Annotated in this window: 21 protein-coding genes; 15 read left to right on the plus strand and 6 right to left on the minus strand. The window is 58.1% G+C overall.

Annotated features, from left to right (window positions below):
• Nucleotides 1–125: 125 nt before the first annotated feature.
• Nucleotides 126–551, plus strand: coding sequence for a hypothetical protein (locus JKL48_RS00770; protein ID WP_201977379.1), 426 nt, complete (start codon nt 126–128; stop codon nt 549–551).
• A 181-nt stretch (nt 552–732) separates the two neighbouring features.
• Entirely contained in the window at nt 733–1278 is a 546-nt protein-coding gene (locus JKL48_RS00775) for a GNAT family N-acetyltransferase (protein WP_201977380.1), read from the plus strand.
• 6 nt (nt 1279–1284) lie between these two features.
• Here the strand turns inward: JKL48_RS00775 and JKL48_RS00780 are convergent, their stop codons facing one another.
• Nucleotides 1285–2223: a hypothetical protein gene (locus JKL48_RS00780; protein ID WP_201977381.1), complete on the minus strand. Its 939-nt coding sequence runs from the start codon at nt 2221–2223 to the stop codon at nt 1285–1287.
• A gap of 523 nt (nt 2224–2746) precedes the next feature.
• Here JKL48_RS00780 and recA point away from each other — a divergent pair.
• The 6 genes from recA to JKL48_RS00810 all read left to right on the plus strand — a co-directional run bounded on the left by recA (nt 2747) and on the right by JKL48_RS00810 (nt 8396).
• Entirely contained in the window at nt 2747–3778 is a 1032-nt protein-coding gene (recA, locus tag JKL48_RS00785; protein ID WP_201977602.1) for a recombinase RecA, read from the plus strand.
• 141 nt (nt 3779–3919) lie between these two features.
• Nucleotides 3920–4738, plus strand: a complete 819-nt coding sequence (locus tag JKL48_RS00790) for a DUF3108 domain-containing protein (protein ID WP_201977382.1) — start codon at nt 3920–3922, stop codon at nt 4736–4738.
• 140 nt (nt 4739–4878) lie between these two features.
• Nucleotides 4879–5535 carry a hypothetical protein gene (locus tag JKL48_RS00795; protein ID WP_201977383.1) on the plus strand — a complete coding sequence of 219 codons (657 nt, stop codon included), beginning with the start codon at nt 4879–4881 and terminating at the stop codon, nt 5533–5535.
• A gap of 99 nt (nt 5536–5634) precedes the next feature.
• Entirely contained in the window at nt 5635–6330 is a 696-nt protein-coding gene (locus JKL48_RS00800; protein WP_317191868.1) for a response regulator transcription factor, read from the plus strand.
• A 139-nt stretch (nt 6331–6469) separates the two neighbouring features.
• A complete protein-coding gene (locus tag JKL48_RS00805) occupies nt 6470–7534 on the plus strand; it encodes a sensor histidine kinase (protein WP_201977384.1) in 1065 nt (354 codons plus the stop codon).
• Between the two features lie 148 nt (nt 7535–7682).
• Nucleotides 7683–8396 (plus strand): RluA family pseudouridine synthase, encoded by a 714-nt coding sequence (locus JKL48_RS00810; protein WP_201977385.1) that lies wholly within the window; start codon nt 7683–7685, stop codon nt 8394–8396.
• 8 nt (nt 8397–8404) lie between these two features.
• Here JKL48_RS00810 and JKL48_RS00815 read toward each other — a convergent pair whose 3' ends face one another.
• Nucleotides 8405–9778, minus strand: coding sequence for a hypothetical protein (locus tag JKL48_RS00815; protein ID WP_201977386.1), 1374 nt, complete (start codon nt 9776–9778; stop codon nt 8405–8407).
• 303 nt (nt 9779–10081) lie between these two features.
• On the opposite strand from JKL48_RS00815, the gene rplM reads away from it, so the two are divergent.
• From rplM to JKL48_RS00845, 6 genes are all read left to right on the plus strand, one after another.
• On the plus strand, nt 10082–10534 hold the full coding sequence (rplM, locus tag JKL48_RS00820; protein WP_201977388.1) for a 50S ribosomal protein L13: 453 nt from the start codon (nt 10082–10084) through the stop codon (nt 10532–10534).
• A gap of 36 nt (nt 10535–10570) precedes the next feature.
• A complete protein-coding gene (gene rpsI / locus JKL48_RS00825) occupies nt 10571–10957 on the plus strand; it encodes a 30S ribosomal protein S9 (RefSeq protein ID WP_198069873.1) in 387 nt (128 codons plus the stop codon).
• Between the two features lie 18 nt (nt 10958–10975).
• Complete coding sequence (rpsB, locus tag JKL48_RS00830) at nt 10976–11743, plus strand: 30S ribosomal protein S2 (protein WP_201977389.1); 768 nt, start codon at nt 10976–10978, stop codon at nt 11741–11743.
• A 103-nt stretch (nt 11744–11846) separates the two neighbouring features.
• A complete protein-coding gene (gene tsf, locus JKL48_RS00835; protein WP_201977391.1) occupies nt 11847–12683 on the plus strand; it encodes a translation elongation factor Ts in 837 nt (278 codons plus the stop codon).
• A 112-nt stretch (nt 12684–12795) separates the two neighbouring features.
• Nucleotides 12796–13587 (plus strand): hypothetical protein, encoded by a 792-nt coding sequence (locus JKL48_RS00840; protein WP_201977393.1) that lies wholly within the window; start codon nt 12796–12798, stop codon nt 13585–13587.
• A 107-nt stretch (nt 13588–13694) separates the two neighbouring features.
• Nucleotides 13695–13997 (plus strand): hypothetical protein, encoded by a 303-nt coding sequence (locus JKL48_RS00845; protein WP_201977400.1) that lies wholly within the window; start codon nt 13695–13697, stop codon nt 13995–13997.
• Between the two features lie 88 nt (nt 13998–14085).
• Here JKL48_RS00845 and JKL48_RS00850 read toward each other — a convergent pair whose 3' ends face one another.
• The 4 genes from JKL48_RS00850 to JKL48_RS00865 form a co-directional block, all read right to left on the minus strand.
• Nucleotides 14086–14703, minus strand: coding sequence for a DUF6624 domain-containing protein (locus JKL48_RS00850; RefSeq protein ID WP_201977402.1), 618 nt, complete (start codon nt 14701–14703; stop codon nt 14086–14088).
• 57 nt (nt 14704–14760) lie between these two features.
• Nucleotides 14761–15804, minus strand: coding sequence for a DUF3089 domain-containing protein (locus JKL48_RS00855; RefSeq protein ID WP_201977404.1), 1044 nt, complete (start codon nt 15802–15804; stop codon nt 14761–14763).
• A gap of 128 nt (nt 15805–15932) precedes the next feature.
• A complete protein-coding gene (locus JKL48_RS00860; protein ID WP_201977406.1) occupies nt 15933–16940 on the minus strand; it encodes a hypothetical protein in 1008 nt (335 codons plus the stop codon).
• A gap of 117 nt (nt 16941–17057) precedes the next feature.
• Nucleotides 17058–17459: a hypothetical protein gene (locus JKL48_RS00865; protein WP_201977408.1), complete on the minus strand. Its 402-nt coding sequence runs from the start codon at nt 17457–17459 to the stop codon at nt 17058–17060.
• Nucleotides 17460–17602: 143 nt separating this feature from the next.
• Between JKL48_RS00865 and JKL48_RS00870 the strand changes: the two genes are divergently transcribed.
• The gene (locus tag JKL48_RS00870) at nt 17603–17986 is read left to right on the plus strand and encodes a hypothetical protein (RefSeq protein ID WP_201977410.1); all 384 of its coding nucleotides are present in this window, start codon (nt 17603–17605) and stop codon (nt 17984–17986) included.
• Nucleotides 17987–18043 lie beyond the last annotated feature (57 nt).

Raw genomic sequence — 18043 nt, forward strand, 5'->3', positions numbered from 1 at the left:
TCATCCTGAGCGCAGCGAAGGACCTTATCATTGGAGAACAGTTTGCAGTAATTACTACTCCAAGCGTGATAAGGTCCTTCGCTGCGCTCAGGATGACAAAAGCACTGATAAGACCTCAACACTACATGGAAGCCCAAGCCTACTATCAGCAATTTGAGCGCAACGTGCGCATCATCCTCGACGCCCTGGCCGCCGGCCTCGACCTGCGCACCACGGCCCTCGAAACCAGCCTGCCCATTGAGGTATATGTGTTGTGCGAAGTGCTGAACCAGGGCGCTGGCGAAGATTTCAGCCTCTCGGCTACCGGCGTGGCCCGGCTGGCCGAGTTCCAGCAGCAGTTTATGAAACACGAAGGCCAGACGCTGGCCGCCATGCAACGGGTGCTGGCTGACAAGCGCGGCACCATGCGCACACCCGAAGGTCGCGTGCTGGTGAAAGAGATGCTCACCCGTCGCCTCGAATTCTTCAACGAAGCGGCCCGGCAGGTGAACGTGATGCGCACGCAGCAGTCGCTGGGCAGCCCGAGCCAGTACGTGGGCGTGAACAAATAAATCTGAACTGCGGATTTATCGGATTCTGCGGATTGGTCGGATTTTGTGTTTTCGTCCTTACGCATAAAAAGGCTCGCCACGCGGGCCTTTTTTTCGTTATTGACCCTGCGTTCGCCTTTCTTATTCCCACCCACAAAATCCGGATAATCCGACGAATCCGATAAATCCGCGGTTCAGCCCAATGCTTTCTCGCGTACCGCTCCTGACTGCCCGCCTCTGCTTACGGCCCTACGAGCCCGCCGACGCCGAGGACTTTTTCGCCCTGCTCCACGCCGACCGCGCCCGGTTTCAGCCCTCGTTTCCCGACCGGCTCCAGGCTGTGCGCTCTGCTGCCGATGCGCGCGTAGCACTGCGCGCTTTCACCGACGACTGGAGCACGGGCCGCTTCTACGTGTTCGGCATCTGGCACCGGATGCAGGAAACCTACCTAGGCGATATCTGCATCATGCCCCAGCAAAAAGGCCAGGCCGAAATTGGCTACTACCTGGCTGCCACTGCCGAGGGCCACGGCTACGCCCGCGAGGCGCTGGCGGCCATTGTTGACTTTGGGTTTGGGCCGATGCAACGCCAGCGCCTGCTGGTGCGCTGCTTCCTGAGCAACGAGCGGGGCCAGGCCGTGGCGCGTGCCATTGGCTTCCGGCCCGAACCGCCGCCCAAGCGCCCGCTCTGGTTCCGCAACTCCGATGCGATGAGCCAAATCTGCCGCTTCTGGCTGGAGCGCACGTAGCGCCTGTTACTGCCCCACCCGCACACGCTGGCCCACGTTGCCCAGCAGCCATTCCTGGCGGAAATTCAAATACACACCAAACGAGAAGTCCAGCAGCTTGGCGTTGAAATCATAGAGTGGCTCGACGCGCACGGTAAGCGCTGCCGCGTCCGAGATACGGAAGTCGCGCAAGAGCCGCACCAACAGAATACGCCGCTCACGGTCCAGAAAATCCGGGTTCGACACCGTGCGCGAGGCACTCTGATACAGGTCGCCCCCCAGCGGTGCAATGAAGCGCGAGCCGCGCCAGTAGCTCAGCATCACGTCGGCGTAGCGCGTTTCGAGGGTGGTGTTCAGGTACAGGCCCTGGCCGTATTTGAAGGGCAGTTGGCCTTCAGTGGGCGAATGGTCCTGGAAGCCGAGCACGTAGCCGTTGAAGCGCAGGGCGCGGTGGCGGTTGCCCAGCATCATGCGGGCCTCAACCCCCAGCGCTTCATTAAAAAGCGTTTGCAATGGTTTGTCAAGCGTGTCTATCTGCCCGCCGTGGTGGATAGCCGTGAACTGGAACGGGAGCGCCACCTGAATGGCGCTTTCGGGCCGCGTCAGGCTGTAGCTGCTGCTCAGGCCGCCCGCAATTTCCTCCTGGTAGTTGCTGTAGCGGTACTGCTGCCGCTGCCAGTCCACCCACACATCCAGGAATAGCTTGTTGCTCAGGTAGCGATACTGCAACCCCTCTTCCAGCGGATTTAGCATCACCCGCTCGAAATTGAATAGTGGCTCGATGTAATTGTGATTGAGATTAGAACGAATGTTGCCAAAGATGAACTGCTGATTGCCCTTCGTCCAGGTGGCGCGGTAGGTGGGCCGCACCTGCTTCAATTGTGGGTTGCCGAAGTCTTTCCACAGAAACACGCCGCCTTCGATGCGCAGATTGTTGGTAGGATAATAGACCAGTTGCGGATTCAACTGTGTACCGAACAGGGTGTAGCCGTCGACAATCTTATTGAAGTACTCGTTGTCTTTGAAGAAAGTGAAGGAATTTAAAGAAAGACGTAGCTGACCTACATTCGAATCAGGAGCAATAATTCTGAGTTTATATTCATGTAAGGGATTTCCTAGAAAAAGAGAAGGCCATTTAATACCTGGCTCTACGTTTGTAAACGCCCGATTATTTAGTTGCGCCCGCGCTTCTCCCACTCTAATTAGCAGAGCCACAAGGCCAACTAATATTTTTAGATAAATCCGCATATATTTCGCCTTTCAACGGCACCAAACAACTGGTCTTTCTGTTAGAAAAAGCCGCCGCAAAACAGCCCATTCGGGGCTTTTGCTAAAGAATAGATTTATTCGATTGCGACCCGGCCAAAACCGTTAACTTTACCAAACCTAACCCGTTTTTCTTAAACACCCCCACATGGCACTAGCTACCAAAGCGGCCCCGAAAGCCGAAAAAGCAGAGAAGGGCGAAGTGAACACCGCCGCCGAAAAGATGAAAGCCCTGCAGCTCACGCTGGACAAGCTGGACAAAGCCTACGGCAAAGGCACCGTGATGAAGCTCTCCGATAACAAGGTGGGCGACATTCCGAGCATCAGCACGGGCTCGCTTTCGCTGGATATTGCTCTCGGCATTGGCGGCGTGCCCCGCGGCCGCGTGATTGAAATCTACGGCCCGGAATCGTCGGGTAAGACGACGCTGACGATGCACATGATTGCCGAAGCGCAGAAGAAAGGCGGCATGGCCGCGTTCATCGACGCCGAGCACGCCTTTGACAAATCGTACGCCGAAAAACTTGGTATTGACACGAGCAACCTGCTCATCGCCCAGCCCGATAACGGCGAGCAAGCTCTCGAAATCGCCGACCAGCTGATTTCCTCGGGTGCCATCGACATCATCGTCATTGACTCCGTGGCCGCTCTGGTGCCGAAAGGCGAACTCGAAGGCGACATGGGCGATTCGAAAGTGGGCCTGCACGCCCGCCTCATGAGTCAGGCCCTGCGCAAGCTCACCGGCACCATCAACAAGACGGGCTGCTGCTGCGTGTTCATCAACCAGTTGCGCGAGAAAATCGGCGTGATGTTCGGCTCGCCCGAAACTACCACCGGTGGTAACGCTCTGAAATTCTACGCTTCCGTGCGCCTCGACATTCGTCGTATCGGCCAGATTAAGGAGGACAAGGACAACGTGACCGGCAACCGCACCAAGGTGAAGGTGGTGAAGAACAAAGTAGCGCCGCCCTTCAAGGTAGTTGAGTTCGACATCATCTACGGCCAGGGCATTTCGAAAGTCGGCGAAATCGTCGATTTGGGTGTCGATATGGGCATCATCGGCAAGTCGGGCTCGTGGTTCAACTACGGCGACACCAAAATCGGCCAGGGCCGCGAAGCCGTGAAGACACTGCTGCTCGACAACCCCGAGCTGGCCGCCGAAATCGAAGACAAAATCCGCACCATGGCCAAGGGCGACGAGGACGTCATCCCCGTCGACATGAGTATTGCCGACGACGGCGAGGACACCTTGTAATCGGCGTAACTCCGTCAGGATAAAACGCAAAGCCCGTTGCCGATGGTAACGGGCTTTTTTTACGTCCGTATCTTTGTAGTGAAATATTGGACTGGCATTGCGTTTGTCTAAGCCCGGTCCGCGCTACTTCTCTTTATTATTATGAACCGCCGCTGGCTCTTTTTTACTCCTGCTATTCTTTTGTTATTAGCCGCTGCGCACCCGGCCCTGGGCCCCGGCGATGCTGTTCGCAGCATTCCGCAGTCCAGCTTTGGGCGCGGCGAAACCATTAAATACACCGTACACTACGGCCTCATCAACGGCGGCGAGGCCACGGTGGAAACCGCCGGCAACCTGGAACGCGTGAACGACCGGCCCTGCTACAAGGCCACCGTAAGCGGCAAAACCACGGGCTCGTTCGACTTTTTTCTGCGCATCCGCGACCAGTGGCGGGCCTACATCGACACGACCAGCATCTTGCCCCTGCGGGCCCAGCGCGACATTGCCGAGAAAAACTACCGCAAAAAAGAAACCGTCGACTTCGACCACCTGCGCGACATTGCCGAGGTGCAGGACCACGACAAGGACAACCCCAAGCACAGTACCGTGAAGGTGGCCAATAACACCCTGGAGCTGGTGAGCGGCTTCTACTACCTGCGTACCATCAATTTCGACCGCATGCGGGTGGGCGACGTCATCAAGATGCCTGGCTTCTTCGATGGCGACAATTTCATATTGGAAGTGACTTACAAAGGCCGCGAAACCGTGGAAACCAAAGCGGGCGATGTGCGCACGTTTAAGCTGGTGCCCAAAATGCCAAACAACAAGCTTTTCCGGGGCGAGAATGCCATTTCGGTGTACTTGTCCGACGACCGCAACAAGATTCCGGTGCTGTTTCAGGCCGAAATGTTTGTGGGCACGGTGAAGGTGGACATGGTGAGCTATAAGGGCCTGAAAGCGCGCCTGAACATGGTTAACTAGGTTGTGGTTGCCACTACAGGAAGGCGGCCCATAACCCCGACCGTATATTGCCCCGGTGCAGTTGCATTGGGGCTTTTTTTAGCGCCCATTTCCTTCATCCTTCATTTCATTCCCGCAATACCGCCCGGCTAGTCCGCCTTATGCAAAGTATCCAGCACCTGATTGCCAACTTTGCGATAGTGCCCGTGGTCGTTGCGGTTCTTGTCGGGCTGGTGCGGTACCGACGGCTCGAACCGGAGCAGCGCTACCTGCTGGCGCTGGTGTCGGCGTCGCTGCTGATGGAAATAGCGTCCCGGACGCTGCACGTGTACAAGCGACCCAACCTTTTTTTGGCGCCCATTGATACCACCATCGAGTTTTGCCTGCTGGCGCTCATTTACCGGCGGGTGCTGCGGCCTTCGCTGCTCAGTCGCCTGGCGCCGCTGCTCATCGCCGGCTTCGTGCTCGGTTCGGCCCTGACGTATTCTCCGCGCCTCGACACCGTGCAGTTCAGCCCGGTGCAGCACTTCATCGAATGCGTGCTGGTGCTGGCGTTCGTGGCCGGCTTCTTTCACCACGAAATCAGCCAGCCGGTCGTTACCAAACGGTTGGAACGCGAGCCGGCTTTCTGGATTTCAACGGCTGCGCTGCTGTATTTTTTGAGCAACAGCCTGATTTTTCTGTCCAGCAATTACGTTCTCACCCTTTCCCTAACGCTCAGCCGGCGCATCTGGGCCATTCACGGGCTGATATACATCTTTAGCTACGTCCTGTACATCATTGCGCTGGCCATCAGTCGTCCAAAGCCTTTGCCCTAGCCGCGGTCGGGCTTGCGTCACACAATCGTAACATGAGGCTGCCCGCGCAAGGCGGTACTTTTGCACCCGCAAAGCCTTCTTCACCTAAGCCCCGACGCCGTGACTGCTTCCAAACCGCCCTTGTACAAGATTCTCGTGGTTGATGACGACCCGGACATTGTTGAGCTGCTGGAGTTCAACCTTAAGAAGGAAGGCTACCAGACGGCCTCGGCGCCTGACGGCCGCAAAGCGCTGGAGGTTGCCGCCACTTTCCATCCCGACATCGTTCTGCTCGATGTGATGATGCCCAACCTCGACGGCATTGCTACGTGCCGCCTGTTGCGCGAGCAGCCCAAGTTTAAAGACACCTACATTCTGTTTCTAACGGCCCGCGCCGAAGAATTCTCCGAAGTAGCGGCTTTCGAAGCCGGCGCCGACGACTTCATTGCCAAGCCCATCAAGCCGCGTGCCCTGCTGGGCCGCCTGGCCGCCGTGAAGCGCCGCGACCAGGACCCGCACACCGCCGTCGATGCCATCGATATCAACGGCCTGCGCATCGACCGCACGGCCTTTGCTGTTTACCAGGACGGCAAAAAAATCACGCTGCCTAAGAAGGAATTTGAGCTGCTGGCCTTTCTGGCCTCTACTCCGCATAAGGTGTTTAACCGCGAAGAGCTGCTAAAAAACATCTGGGGCAACGACGTATTCGTGCTGGCCCGCACCGTGGACGTGCACGTGCGCAAAGTGCGCGAAAAAGTGGGCGACCACCACATCCAGACCATCAAGGGCGTAGGTTACAAGTTTAACGCGGATTGATTTGCGGGCAGCCGTGAGTAGAAAGAACGTCATGCAGAGCGCAGCGAAGCATCTTGCCCGCCACCAGTAATTATTTACTATTGCACGCAAGATGCTTCGCTGCGCTCTGCATGACGTTCTTTAATTACTTGCCTCTGCTATGAACCTCTCCTCTCGCACCATTGCCATTCTCATCGCACTGCTGGTGGCGGGCGTGCTCACGACGTATGCCCGCATTGGCCCCACGCTGCCGTTTCGGGAGGCATTTTTGGCGGCGGGCGTCACGGTAGCGGCTTGCTTTCTGCTGGTGTACATGTCTTTTGAGGCGTTGATTTTCAAAGAAATTAACGGCATTTACGCGGGCCTGGAGCACATCAAGCGCAAGGAATTTAAGAAGCTGAGCAACAAGTTCCTGTTTCGGCCCGAGCCCGTGAAACGCGTGCGCGACGAAATCCTGCTCATGGCCGAGCGCCGCCAGCAGGAGCTAGACGAGCTGGTGCGCCTGCAGGCCCTGCGCCGCGAGTTTCTGGCCGACGTTTCGCACGAGTTGAAAACGCCGCTTTTCGCCGCCCAGGGCTTTGTGCACACCATTCTGGACGACGAGGACGACGACATTGACCTTGCCACCCGCCGGAAGTTTCTCACCAAGGCCGCCGCCAGCCTCGACACGCTCGATGCCCTTGTGCAGGACCTCGTCACCATCGCGCAGCTCGAAAAAGGCGTGGTGCGCATGCGTCGCCAACGTTTCGACCTGATAGCCTTGGTGCGCGAGATATTTGAGCTGCTGGAACAGCAAGCCGCCCGGCGCGGAACCACCCTGGAGCTATTCCCGCCCACCCTTTCCAACACGGGCCTGTCCGTGGTGGCCGACCGCAACCGCATTCGCCAGGTGCTCGTCAACCTCATCGATAATGCCATCAAATACGGCCGCGAACAAGGCCGGGTGGTGGTTTCGCTGGTAGAAAGCGGCCGGGCCGTTCGCATTGCCGTGCGCGACGATGGCGCCGGCATCGCGCCGGAGCACCAGGCCCGCATCTTCGAGCGATTTTACCGGATTGATAAAAGCCGCTCCCGCGAGTCGGGCGGCTCGGGGCTGGGCCTGGCCATTAGCAAGCACATTGTGGAAGCGCACAAGTCCACCATCAAGGTCAAAAGCACGGTGGGCGAAGGCACCACGCTGGAATTCAAGCTAAACAAGCCGAAAAGCAGCGCGGCTGGTGGTTAATAGACCTTCCGGCTGAGTGCAGTCGAAGCACCTCTACCACAGCAGTATACCATTCGATTGAAATGCGTTGCGCGGTAGCGATGCTTCGGCGGCGCTCAGCAGGACGTTTCAACGCCACCGTTCGCACGCCGTACCTTTGCCGCTTCTTATGAAGCTTCCCGATTTCGCTGACCTCGTTATTTTTGAAAACGACGATTACCTCGTCGTCAACAAGCCGCCGTTTCTGGCTACGCTCGACGAGCGGGTGGGCGGCGCCCCCAACATGCTGCGCTTGGCCCGTCAGCACCACGACGACATTCAGGCCGCCCACCGCCTCGACCGCGAAACCAGCGGCGCGCTGGCCTTTGCCAAGCACCCCGAGGCCTACCGCCACCTCGCCATGCAGTTTGAGAACCGCGAGGTGAAAAAGCAGTACCACGCCGTGGTGTGGGGCACCCCGCAGCTGCACGACGAAGTGGTGGAGCGCAACATCGAAACCACCAGCCGCGGCAAGGCCCGCCTTGCCTACAAAGGCAAGCCCGCCGAAACCCACTTCACCACCCTCGAAACCTACACGCGCCACGCCCTCCTGCTCTGCGAGCCCGTGACGGGCCGCATGCACCAGATTCGCCTGCACCTTATGTATTTGCAGGCCTCGATTGTGGGCGATAAGGACTACGGCGGAGAGGATTTTTACCTGTCTTCCCTCAAAAAGAAGTTTAATATGAAGGAGGGCCAGGAAGAGCAGCCCTTCATCAAACGCTTTGCATTGCACGCCCTGCGGCTGCAATTTGCGGGGTTGAACGGCGAGGAAATTTCAGTGGAAGCCCCCTACCCCAAGGACTTCCGGGTGTTGGTCGAAGTATTGGACCAGAACCGATAGGCTCAATCTCAGCGCACCCGCTCGAAGATGGCGACGCGGGTGGTATCGCGGTCCGGCTGCGCCGGATTGCGAGGCTTTGCCTCTTCCCAGCGCTGCCGAAAGCGTGTATCGGCGCGGAGCGTAGCCAATGGCAGCCGCCCCTCGACGCGGGAATACCAGTCGTCCCATACCACCAGCGTGCCCACGGGCAGAAGTTCCAAGTGCGGCGCCCAATCGAGTATCATGGAAGGGTGAGTAATTGGGTTAAAACAATCATTCGCAAAAGCCACAGCCACATAGGGAAACTCGTACGCAAGCGGGGGCATAGCCGCCCCATACGTTTGCCGCGTCCAGGCAGCCGCATCTTCTACTACCTGTTGGTCGGCGGGCAGCATGAAGTCGCGGTGCCAGCGGAAAGAACTTCGGACACCCGTAAACAGAAACGCCACCACTGCTGCCACGGCCACCACGCGAAGGCGTCGTTGGGCAGCGGCCGTGATGCCCAGCTGCACTACCCCACGTAAGCCATTGAGCGCGACCACGGCAAACAGCGGCGTAGTCACGGTTAGCACGCGCGTCAGGCCAAAGGAATTGAACAGGCCCAGGGCCCAGAACACACTATGCGCCAGCACAAACACCGCAATGCTGCCATATACGAGCAGTAGTTCAGCACTGAACAAAGGCTCGCGCCGACGCTCCACGTGCAAGCAGTCGCGCAGCATGCGCAGGCCCCCTACCAGTGCCAGTACGGCCAGCACCCAGCCTAACAGCCCCGGCAGGTTTCGCACAAAATGCATCCATCCACCGTGCCCGTACACCGACACGGTAGCGTAGGGATTGTGCCCGAATACCCAGCCCAGTTCACCCAGCACCAGCGCTCCGGCCACGCTGAACACCACATAACCCAGCACCACCAGCGGCAAAAAGCGCCATTGCCGTTCCCACGCCAGGTATACCACCCACACCCCTATCAGAATAAATCCTTCGGAGCGCACAAAGGGCAGAAAAGAAATGAGTGCCGCCGACCAGCCTGCTCGTCCCGTCATGGCCAGCGCCACTGCGCCCACCAGCACCAGTCCGAACAAAGGCTCGGTCAGGCCGGAGTATTGAATACGAAAATAATCGGGGGCGGCATAGGCAAACAGCACCGCCAACTCGGGTACCGGCAGGCGCAGGGCCCGCGCTATAACGTAGGCGCACCAAGCCGAAACCGCTACCACGGTGCACTGAAACAATTTCATCCCAATGAAACCGGCCTGCGCCGGCCCCGACGAAAGCAAGGTAAACAGCGGCTTGGCCCACGAATCGAAGTAGTTCAGTGGGTACTGAAAGGCGTAATGGGCAAACAGATAGTGCTTGATGCTATCGCCCGAATCGTATGTCCCCTTCGTGATGAAGGCCATTACCACGGAAAGCAGCAGTAAGCCTGCCAGCAAAAGACGGGCGTGGCGGTCAGAAGCACCAGTGTTTGGGAGAGCAGCGGCTGGAGTCATAATCAACTTTAAGCTTCAAAAGTACGCCTCCAAACCAAGCGCTGCTACCGGAAGCTTGTGGTCAGGTGGGCTTAATAGAAGAGAATCAGCGAAAAACTACTGCGCCACGTTTGCCTATTTCCCGAGAAATCAGTACCTTTGTGTCCGTTTTTCCCGAAGCCTTAGCGGCTCCGTACTCTTATTCAATAGTTTAGCATACCTTTTTTTCGACTCATGGACCACCTGAGCTTCAAGACGACCCACGTCAATAAGGCCAACGCCCAGAAGAGCTGGGTTATCGTAGACGCCAGCGTGGCCCCGCTGGGCCGCGTTGCCAGCCAAATTGCCAACATTCTGCGTGGCAAGCACAAGCCTTCGTTCACCCCCAACGCGGATTGCGGCGACAACGTCATCGTTATCAACGCCGACAACCTGCGCGTAACGGGCAAAAAAATGACCGAGAAGGTCTACATCACGCACTCGGGCTACCCCGGCGGCCAGAAGCGCCGCACCGTGCGTGAGCAAATGGACCGCGACTCGCGCCGCGTGATTGAGCACGCCGTGAAAGGCATGCTGCAAGGCAACCGCCTCGGCGCCGCTCAGTACCGCAACCTGTACGTGTACGCCGGCGACCAGCACCCCCACGAGGCCCAGCAGCCCGTGGCCATCGAACTGAAAAACCTGTAAGCCACGACGGCTTACGCTTCTTTAATTTTTCCACTAATGGCAATTACCAACACCTCTGGTAGAAGAAAAACCTCGGTGGCCCGCATCTACATGCAGGCCGGGCAAGGGAATATCACTATCAACGACCGGGACATGAAATCGTACTTCAGCAACGAGTTGCTGGAGAACGTAGTGAACCAACCCCTGGCAATCCTCGAGCAAGTCGGCCAGTACGACATCAAGGTGAACGTGCGCGGCGGCGGCATTTCGGCGCAGGCCGAGGCTATCCGTCTGGCCATCACCAAGGCGCTCGTTAGCGACAACGAAGAAGTTCGTCCTGCTCTCAAGAAGGAAGGCTTCATGACCCGCGACCCGCGCATGGTGGAACGCAAGAAATTCGGCAAGCGTAAGGCTCGTCGTTCGTTCCAGTTCTCGAAACGCTAATCCAGGAGGAAATACATCATGGCTCAGACGACTTATAAGGACCTGCTCGACGCAGGTGCCCACTTTGGTCACCTCACCCGCAAGTGGGACCCCAAAATGGCGCCGTACATCTTCATGGAGAAGAACGGCATCCACATCATTGACCTCAACAAAACGCTGGTTTCGTTGGATTACGCAGCCCAGGCTATTCGCAACATCGCGAAGAGCGGCCGCAAAATCATGTTCGTAGCCACGAAAAAGCAGGCGCAGGAAATCGTTACGACGGAAGCCGAGCGTTTGAAGATGCCCTTCGTGACCGACCGGTGGTTGGGCGGCATGCTCACCAACTTCGCCACGGTTCGCAAGAGCCTGAAGAAGATGGCCACCATCGACAAGATGGTGAAAGAGAACACCGCTTACGCCGCACTGGCTAAGCGCGAGAAGCTGATGATGCAGCGCGAGCGCGAGAAGCTCGACCGCGTGCTCGGCGGTATCGCCGACCTCGGCCGTCTGCCTGCTGCCCTGTTCGTAGTGGACGTGAAGCGCGAGCACATCGCCGTGAAAGAAGCCCACAAACTGGGTATCCCGGTGTTCGCTATCTGCGATACCAACTCGAACCCCGAGCTGGTGCAGTTCCCGATTCCTGCCAACGACGATGCCTCGAAGTCGATTCAGCTCATCGTGAGCGTGATTGGCAAGGCCATCGAAGACGGCCTGTCGGAGCGCAAAGTTGACAAAGAAGACGCCGACCGCAAGGAAGCCGACGAGGCTGCCATTGCTGAAAAGACGGCTGCTGACGAAGAATAGTCCCTTCTGAGCTCTTTGAAAAAAGGGAACCTTCGAGTAGTCTAGGCTCCGGAGGTTCCCTTTTTCTTTTCCCTGAATTCCAACCCAACAAACACAACATCTAATGGCCGCTATTACCGCCGCAGACGTAAACAAGCTCCGCACCATGACCGGTGCCGGCATGATGGATTGCAAAAAAGCCCTGACCGAAGCCGATGGCGACTTCGAAGCTGCCCGCGACATTCTGCGCAAGGCGGGTCAGAAAATCGCTGACAAGCGCGCCGAGAACGAAACGTCGGAAGGCTTCGTGGCCGTGAACGTGAGCGAGGATGGCACCAACGGCAAGCTGGTGGCCCTGGCCTGCGAAACGGAGTCGGTTGCCAAAGTGGCTAACTTCCGCGAGCTGGTGCAGCGCATCCTGGATGCCGCTGTGCGCACCAACGCCGCTACCAAAGAGGAGCTGCTTGCCGTGAAAGAGGACGATGGCCTGACCATTCAGGAGCACATCACCGACCTGATGGGCAAAATCGGCGAGAAGCTGGACCTGACCTACGCTACGCTGACCGCTGAGAAAGTGGCTTCGTACATCCACTCCGACAGCAAAAAAGGCGTGCTCGTGGGCCTGAAGAACGTGGGCTCGGCCGACGCTGCTGCCGTGGGCCGCGACGTGGCCATGCAAATCGTAGCCATGAAGCCCGTTGCCGTTGACAAAGACGGTGTGGACTCGGCTACGGTGGAGCGTGAAATTGAAATCGGCAAAGAGCAGGCGCGTGCCGAAGGCAAGCCCGAGGCGATGCTGGAGAAAATCGCCCAAGGCAAGCTGAACAAGTTCTACAAAGAGCAGACCCTGCTGAACCAGGAGTTCGTGAAAGACAACTCAATGACCATCGCCCAGCTGCTCGACAGCAAGTCGAAAGGCATGACGGTTTCGGACTTCAAGCGCGTGGCTATCGGCGCTTAAGCCCCATCCGCGTTAGTTGTGAAAGCCCGCTGGCAATTTGCCGGCGGGCTTTTATATTTAGGTGTTTTCTCAGTTGCTAGTCAGGCAGTTTCACTCTAAATGCGCCGATGGTATGGACCCTTTACGCTATGCCTGCTTACTGACAATGTTAATGGGTATTGGGCTGCCAGGGCAAGCTCAGGATTTGCCGGTTACGGTACACAAGCGCACGTATGGGCTGTACGTGAGTGCTGTGGCAACTGCATTACAGTCTCAGCGTTTCGAGTCGACAAATGCTGTCCTTCAAACCAGCAAGGGCCCGCTTCTTCCGGTCTGGGGGCTGCACTTCGGCTATAGTCATTCGCCGACGCTGTCGTTTGAAACCGGACTGCTATTCCTGCGCGCCGGCTACGGCTTTCGAGTGCAGGTGGAGCAGGTTGGCATAAACCGTGCTTACCTGCATAACTACGCGCAGGTGCCGCTATCAGTGGTGCTACGGCTGTGGCAGCCGACACCGCAGATTGCGCTGCACGTAGTAGCTGGCGGAGTCGTGAGCTTTCTTTCTCCTCAAAATTATCCCTTATTAGTTGACACGTTAGGCTATCAAAACGGTCTCAGGACAGTGCCCAATCAGCGTATTTTTCTTACCGCACAAGGCAAGACCCCCGGAGCCCGATATACTGCTGCACTAGGATTGCGAGCGGAGTGGCAGGCTTCACCCATGCTCCTGATTGGGGGAGAAGTGAAAAACATGGTAGCCTTATCAGGATTGAATGAAAATGTGATTTCCGTGGTGGATGAGGCGACGCACAACGTCTTGGCTACGGCACACACGGACCTTAGATTAAATACGCTGTCTGCTGCAATCACTGTACGGTACGTTTTTCTGACGGGCACCAAGTATCGTTACCAGCCGGAGCAATAGCTACTTCACTACAGCTTTACCCGCGAAGCTATGGGCGCTTAATCGCGGCTTGTAGTTTAAGTAAAAGCCCCGCTGGCAGTGTGCCGACGGGGCTTTTCTTTGTGGTTATGACGGAAGAGCGCAAAAAGTTGTATCGTGAATTACTGTATTGGGCAATGATAGATATGCGAAGCCATGCTCCTGGCAATTCACATTTTTGGAATTGGAGAAGGCAAGCAAGAATACTAACATTCATTTCAGCAATTACCAATTGGCTGCATAATGTGGCCCATTTCTCGTCTTTTGACTTTGAAGGATTTGAGGAAGAACCATTTTGGCAGGAGTATCAGCGCTTTCGCCGTGAATTTCCCCCAAGCAATTGGGCTCCTTTCACCGAGACTGTTATTGTTGAACTACAAAAACTGGTTTAAGAGCAGCCAAGATTAGTGAGTCTGCTGCCGCGCCAGCGCCCGCGTCTGGGAGTTCTCGCCGATATACAGGTAGAACACGTAATTTCTGCTACTTCTGTTGCGGCTGGCGCGACTGCTGCTGCATCTCCCGGATTTTGGCGAGGTAGGCTTCCAAGGGTTCCATGCCGATGGCGGCGCGGCGCTTGTCCACGTTGGCGGGGTCGAGGAGGTTGCGGGGCGTGGGTTGGCCGTCGGCTTTGTATTCAACCTGGGTGCCGTAGGTCTGCGGCTGGCCGCTGTTGAGGGCGACGCGGTCGGTGAGATAGGCATAGTTGCGGCCGCTGGCGTTTTTGCGTTGGACTTCGGGCAGCATTAGCTTCAGCACCTGCTGCTGAAAAGCGGGGTGGGCATCGGCGTGCTGTACCAGCAGCCAGAAGTTTTTGGAACTGGTTTCGCCTACTTGCTTGAAACCGGGGAAACCAACCTGTTTTACAATGGCTTCCAGCACCGGCTGGTGGCGGGCGAAATTGACGTGCTGCGAGGCAATCAGCCGCGTACGGGTACTGTCGGGGAGTTGCCCGCGCATCATCAGTTGCATGGGGCGCTGGTCGACCTCGGCCAGGCTGTCCAGCGTTTTGCTGAGTGCAGGGTACAGCACGGGAGTGCTTTGGGCAGCGGCAGTGAAGGCAAAGCCAACGCTTGCCAGCAGCAGAACGAGGGTTTTCATAAGCTAGGCGCTTGGTGCGCATGCCCAACGTTGAGCACGGCTCCTATTGTCTGCAAGCTACTGCTTTGCGCGTTGCCACGCCCGCACCCGCGCCTTGGAATTCTCGCGAATATTCATGTAAAACAGCGCGTAATCGGCGATGTGGCGAGAGTAGCGCAGTTTCTTCTTACCGGAGGGCGGGAAGTGCGGATAGCCTTTGAAGCACGGCGCGTGTACCCAGAGCTGGCCGTGATGAATCTGGGCATCGGTAAAGTTAGGGTGGACGTGCTTGAAGCGGATGCTGACCGCGCCGCGGTTGAGGCTGGCCGGGGCCCGGGTGGAATCGAGCGTCCAGGTGAGGGGATTGACGGCGATGCTGGGCTGGAACATGGTGGACTCGTGGCCGGCGTCGGAGGTGTTGTAGGCGACGTAGCAGTCGGTGGCCAGGGAGTCGGCGCAGGGCTTGATGGTCAGGAATTCGTTGGGCTTGACCTGGAAGCCGATGAGGTAGGCGGCTACGAGCTGGCGGCGCAGCGGCGTGGCTTTATCGAAGAATTCGTGGAGTAGGCGCGTGGCGTGGTCGGTACCCTGGCTGTGGCTGGCGATGATGAAGGGGCGGCCCTGGTTGTAGTGTGCGAGGTAGTACTGGAAGGCGGCGCGCACGTCGGAGTAGGCCAGCTCCAGGGCTTTCTCGCCGTTGGGTTCTTTGTCGAGAAAGGAGAAGAGGGTGGCCTGACGGTAGCGCGGCGCGTAGATGCGGCCGGTGGCATTGAACACGCTGGCCTGCTGCTTGATGGTGGTGCGGTCGGTGTACTTGTTCAGCCACTTTTTGCGCACGTCGCCGTTCCAGTGCCGGGGCGAGTAATAGGTGGTGGGATGCACAAAAAACACGTCGACGGCCGCCGTGGCCTGCTCGTCGCGCAACGAGGAGTGGCGCGGCACGGCATCGGCTGAGTCGCGCTTGGTGGGCAGGGCGGCCCAACTGCTAACCTGCGCGTAGTTGGGGGCCGGTGGGGGCGTGTATTTCTCAAAATCCCGGCCCGGCTTGAGCAGCAGCCGGATGCAGCCATTTAGCGGCAGGAGCAACAGCAGAATCAGCGCGGTGCGGAGGTAGGCTTGCATTATCGATATTGAACGTCATGCCGAGCGCAGCCGAGGCGTCTCGCGTGCGCAACGCAACTCAGTCGATTGAATTACTATGGCACGCGAGATGCCTCGGCTGCGCTCGGCATGACGTTCGTTTTGTTTGGTTACACGGTTTCGGGCCAGTGCTTCAGTTCGCGCGGGGTGCCGTCGGGGTTGTAGAGCAAGCTCATTGGCTCGGCAGGCTTGGCTACAACATCGGCCAGGGTAATTCCCCAGCGTTGCCACATTTCGGCCAGGGTTTGGGTGTAGGCGCTGTTTTCCCAGGGATTGAAGATGGCGCCGGTGACGTCGTCGATGAGGGCGTCGTACACGATTTGCGTGTCGCCGGGGCGCGGGTGGCGCGGGTACACATCGGGCACGACGTGCAGCAGGTGGGCGGCGTAGTACACGCGGGCCTTGAACTCGGCAATCTGGACCGGGTGCAGGGGGCGCTGGGCATCGGCATACACTTTCCGCATGGCCTGGCCCACGAGGCCGATATCGACCAGACAAGCCACCAGCACCGCTTTATCAAGCTTGATACTGAAGACGAGGGTGTTCAGGTCGTCGTCGTATTCGAAGGGCGTCACGTCCTCGGTGGGGTCGGCTTCGAGTACGAACACGGAGCCGGGCACGAAGTCGGCGTACTCGGTGGGTACGCGCAGGCCCTGCAGCAGCTGAAAAAACGCCTGGAAGCGGCGCACCAGCGCGGCGTTTTCGGCCAGCGGGTATTTGGGCTTTATCAGCGGCTCGAATTCGTTCAGCAGCTCGGTAATGAAGATGCCGTAGAACATTTTGCCCAGCCACAGAAACAGCGTGTCGTCGCCGAGGGCGCGCAAGGCGGCGGGGCCTTCGAGGCTGGCGGCCTTTACCCTATCCTCCAATTCTTCGATGCGCTGGCGAGCCGCCGGGCTGGCAGGCAGGCGCAGGTCTTGAATGAGCACGGTGCGCTGGTCGAGGAGCTGGATGGGGCGCTCGGCCAAGTGGTAGCGGGTTTGCAGCCATTCGGCAAACACGGGCACGGTATCGTCGGGGCCCACAGGCTGGCCGCTGAGGAAGCAGGTTTCGGGGCCGAAGCGCATGCCGTCGAACGGGTCGTAGGGCAGCAGGTCGGCGGGGGTGAGTGGGGGCATAGAAAAGCAGTAGCGCGAACATCATGGTTCGCGTCGCCAAGCGGCCAACCCAATAATCCGGGCGGCGCGGGGACGCGAACTACAAAGTTCGCGCTACAATGGTTACGGCGGCGCGGTTTAGCGCGAGAGCGTGTTGCCTGCTTTGATGAGCAGCTTGCTCAAGTTAGTGAGAGGGGTACTGTAGTCGCCGCCGGCATCATCGGCTACCTTGGCAGTTTCGGCGCCGAGGCTGGCCAGGACTTCGGCGATGTCGTGAGCGGGGGTTTTGGTATCGGCCAGCAATTCGCTGAGTTGGTTGAGTTCTTGCTTGATTTTGGCAAGGCCCGGCCGCTCAGAAGCGGCCAGCACCGCCGTCCAGCGCTCCACTTCGGCGCGGCCCTGGGGGCCGGAGTTGGTGGGCGTGCTGGCTGTCAGGAACGTCAGGGTGTCGTCGAGCAGGGCGGTGTTTTGCTGGTCGCTCACGGCCATGGGCACTTCGGGAGTGGCGGGCGTTTGCGGATTGGAGGCAGTGGAATCCATGAGAAAGCGGGATAAAGAGGATGCGTGTAAGGCTATACTCTTCGAAGGCCGGAAAAGTTAGCCGGCCGGTTTCGAAGCGGCCGGGTTACCTTTTCCCAGCGCACCGATTAAGGGCATCTTCTCACCCAACTTTTGGAAAAGACATGGATTTCTCCGTTAAAACCCTGTTTGTTGCTGCTGCCGTTGCTTTCGCCGCCACTGCCTGCGAAACCAAAACCACCGAAACCACTACTACGCCCGAAGGCACCACCGCTACCGTAACCACAGACTCGACCACCACGGTTTCGGCCGAGGAAGCGGGCGCCAAAATGGACGCGGCCGGCAATAAAGTGGAAGGCAAACTGGAAGAAGCTGGTGCCAAAATGGATGCCAAAATGGACGAAGCGGGCGCGAAGATGGACGCCGCCGGTGCCAAGATGGACGCTAAAATGGAAGCTGCCGGCCGCAAAATGGACGCTATGGGCGATGCCGCCGCCAAATCGGCTGCTCAGACCAAAGAGAACATGAAGGAAGCCGCCAAGAAGTAGTTCTGGTTGGTTTCTGTTCTATGTAAGCCCCATTTAGCGACAGCAAAAGAGCCCCGC

Source organism: Hymenobacter rubidus (assembly GCF_016734815.1).
GTDB lineage: Bacteria > Bacteroidota > Bacteroidia > Cytophagales > Hymenobacteraceae > Hymenobacter > Hymenobacter rubidus.

Excerpts from the sequence above, each read along its gene's own strand:
- JKL48_RS00770 (WP_201977379.1), top strand. The coding sequence starts at position 126 with ATGGAAGCCCAAGCCTACTATCAGCAATTTGAGCGCAACGTGCGCATC.
- JKL48_RS00775 (WP_201977380.1), top strand. The coding sequence starts at position 733 with ATGCTTTCTCGCGTACCGCTCCTGACTGCCCGCCTCTGCTTACGGCCC.
- recA (WP_201977602.1), top strand. The coding sequence starts at position 2,747 with ATGAAAGCCCTGCAGCTCACGCTGGACAAGCTGGACAAAGCCTACGGC.
- JKL48_RS00790 (WP_201977382.1), top strand. The coding sequence starts at position 3,920 with ATGAACCGCCGCTGGCTCTTTTTTACTCCTGCTATTCTTTTGTTATTA.
- JKL48_RS00795 (WP_201977383.1), top strand. The coding sequence starts at position 4,879 with ATGCAAAGTATCCAGCACCTGATTGCCAACTTTGCGATAGTGCCCGTG.
- JKL48_RS00805 (WP_201977384.1), top strand. The coding sequence starts at position 6,470 with ATGAACCTCTCCTCTCGCACCATTGCCATTCTCATCGCACTGCTGGTG.
- JKL48_RS00810 (WP_201977385.1), top strand. The coding sequence starts at position 7,683 with ATGAAGCTTCCCGATTTCGCTGACCTCGTTATTTTTGAAAACGACGAT.
- JKL48_RS00815 (WP_201977386.1), bottom strand. The coding sequence starts at position 9,778 with ATGGCCTTCATCACGAAGGGGACATACGATTCGGGCGATAGCATCAAG.
- rplM (WP_201977388.1), top strand. The coding sequence starts at position 10,082 with ATGGACCACCTGAGCTTCAAGACGACCCACGTCAATAAGGCCAACGCC.
- rpsI (WP_198069873.1), top strand. The coding sequence starts at position 10,571 with ATGGCAATTACCAACACCTCTGGTAGAAGAAAAACCTCGGTGGCCCGC.
- rpsB (WP_201977389.1), top strand. The coding sequence starts at position 10,976 with ATGGCTCAGACGACTTATAAGGACCTGCTCGACGCAGGTGCCCACTTT.
- tsf (WP_201977391.1), top strand. The coding sequence starts at position 11,847 with ATGGCCGCTATTACCGCCGCAGACGTAAACAAGCTCCGCACCATGACC.
- JKL48_RS00840 (WP_201977393.1), top strand. The coding sequence starts at position 12,796 with ATGGACCCTTTACGCTATGCCTGCTTACTGACAATGTTAATGGGTATT.
- JKL48_RS00845 (WP_201977400.1), top strand. The coding sequence starts at position 13,695 with ATGACGGAAGAGCGCAAAAAGTTGTATCGTGAATTACTGTATTGGGCA.
- JKL48_RS00850 (WP_201977402.1), bottom strand. The coding sequence starts at position 14,703 with ATGAAAACCCTCGTTCTGCTGCTGGCAAGCGTTGGCTTTGCCTTCACT.
- JKL48_RS00855 (WP_201977404.1), bottom strand. The coding sequence starts at position 15,804 with ATGCAAGCCTACCTCCGCACCGCGCTGATTCTGCTGTTGCTCCTGCCG.
- JKL48_RS00860 (WP_201977406.1), bottom strand. The coding sequence starts at position 16,940 with ATGCCCCCACTCACCCCCGCCGACCTGCTGCCCTACGACCCGTTCGAC.
- JKL48_RS00865 (WP_201977408.1), bottom strand. The coding sequence starts at position 17,459 with ATGGATTCCACTGCCTCCAATCCGCAAACGCCCGCCACTCCCGAAGTG.
- JKL48_RS00870 (WP_201977410.1), top strand. The coding sequence starts at position 17,603 with ATGGATTTCTCCGTTAAAACCCTGTTTGTTGCTGCTGCCGTTGCTTTC.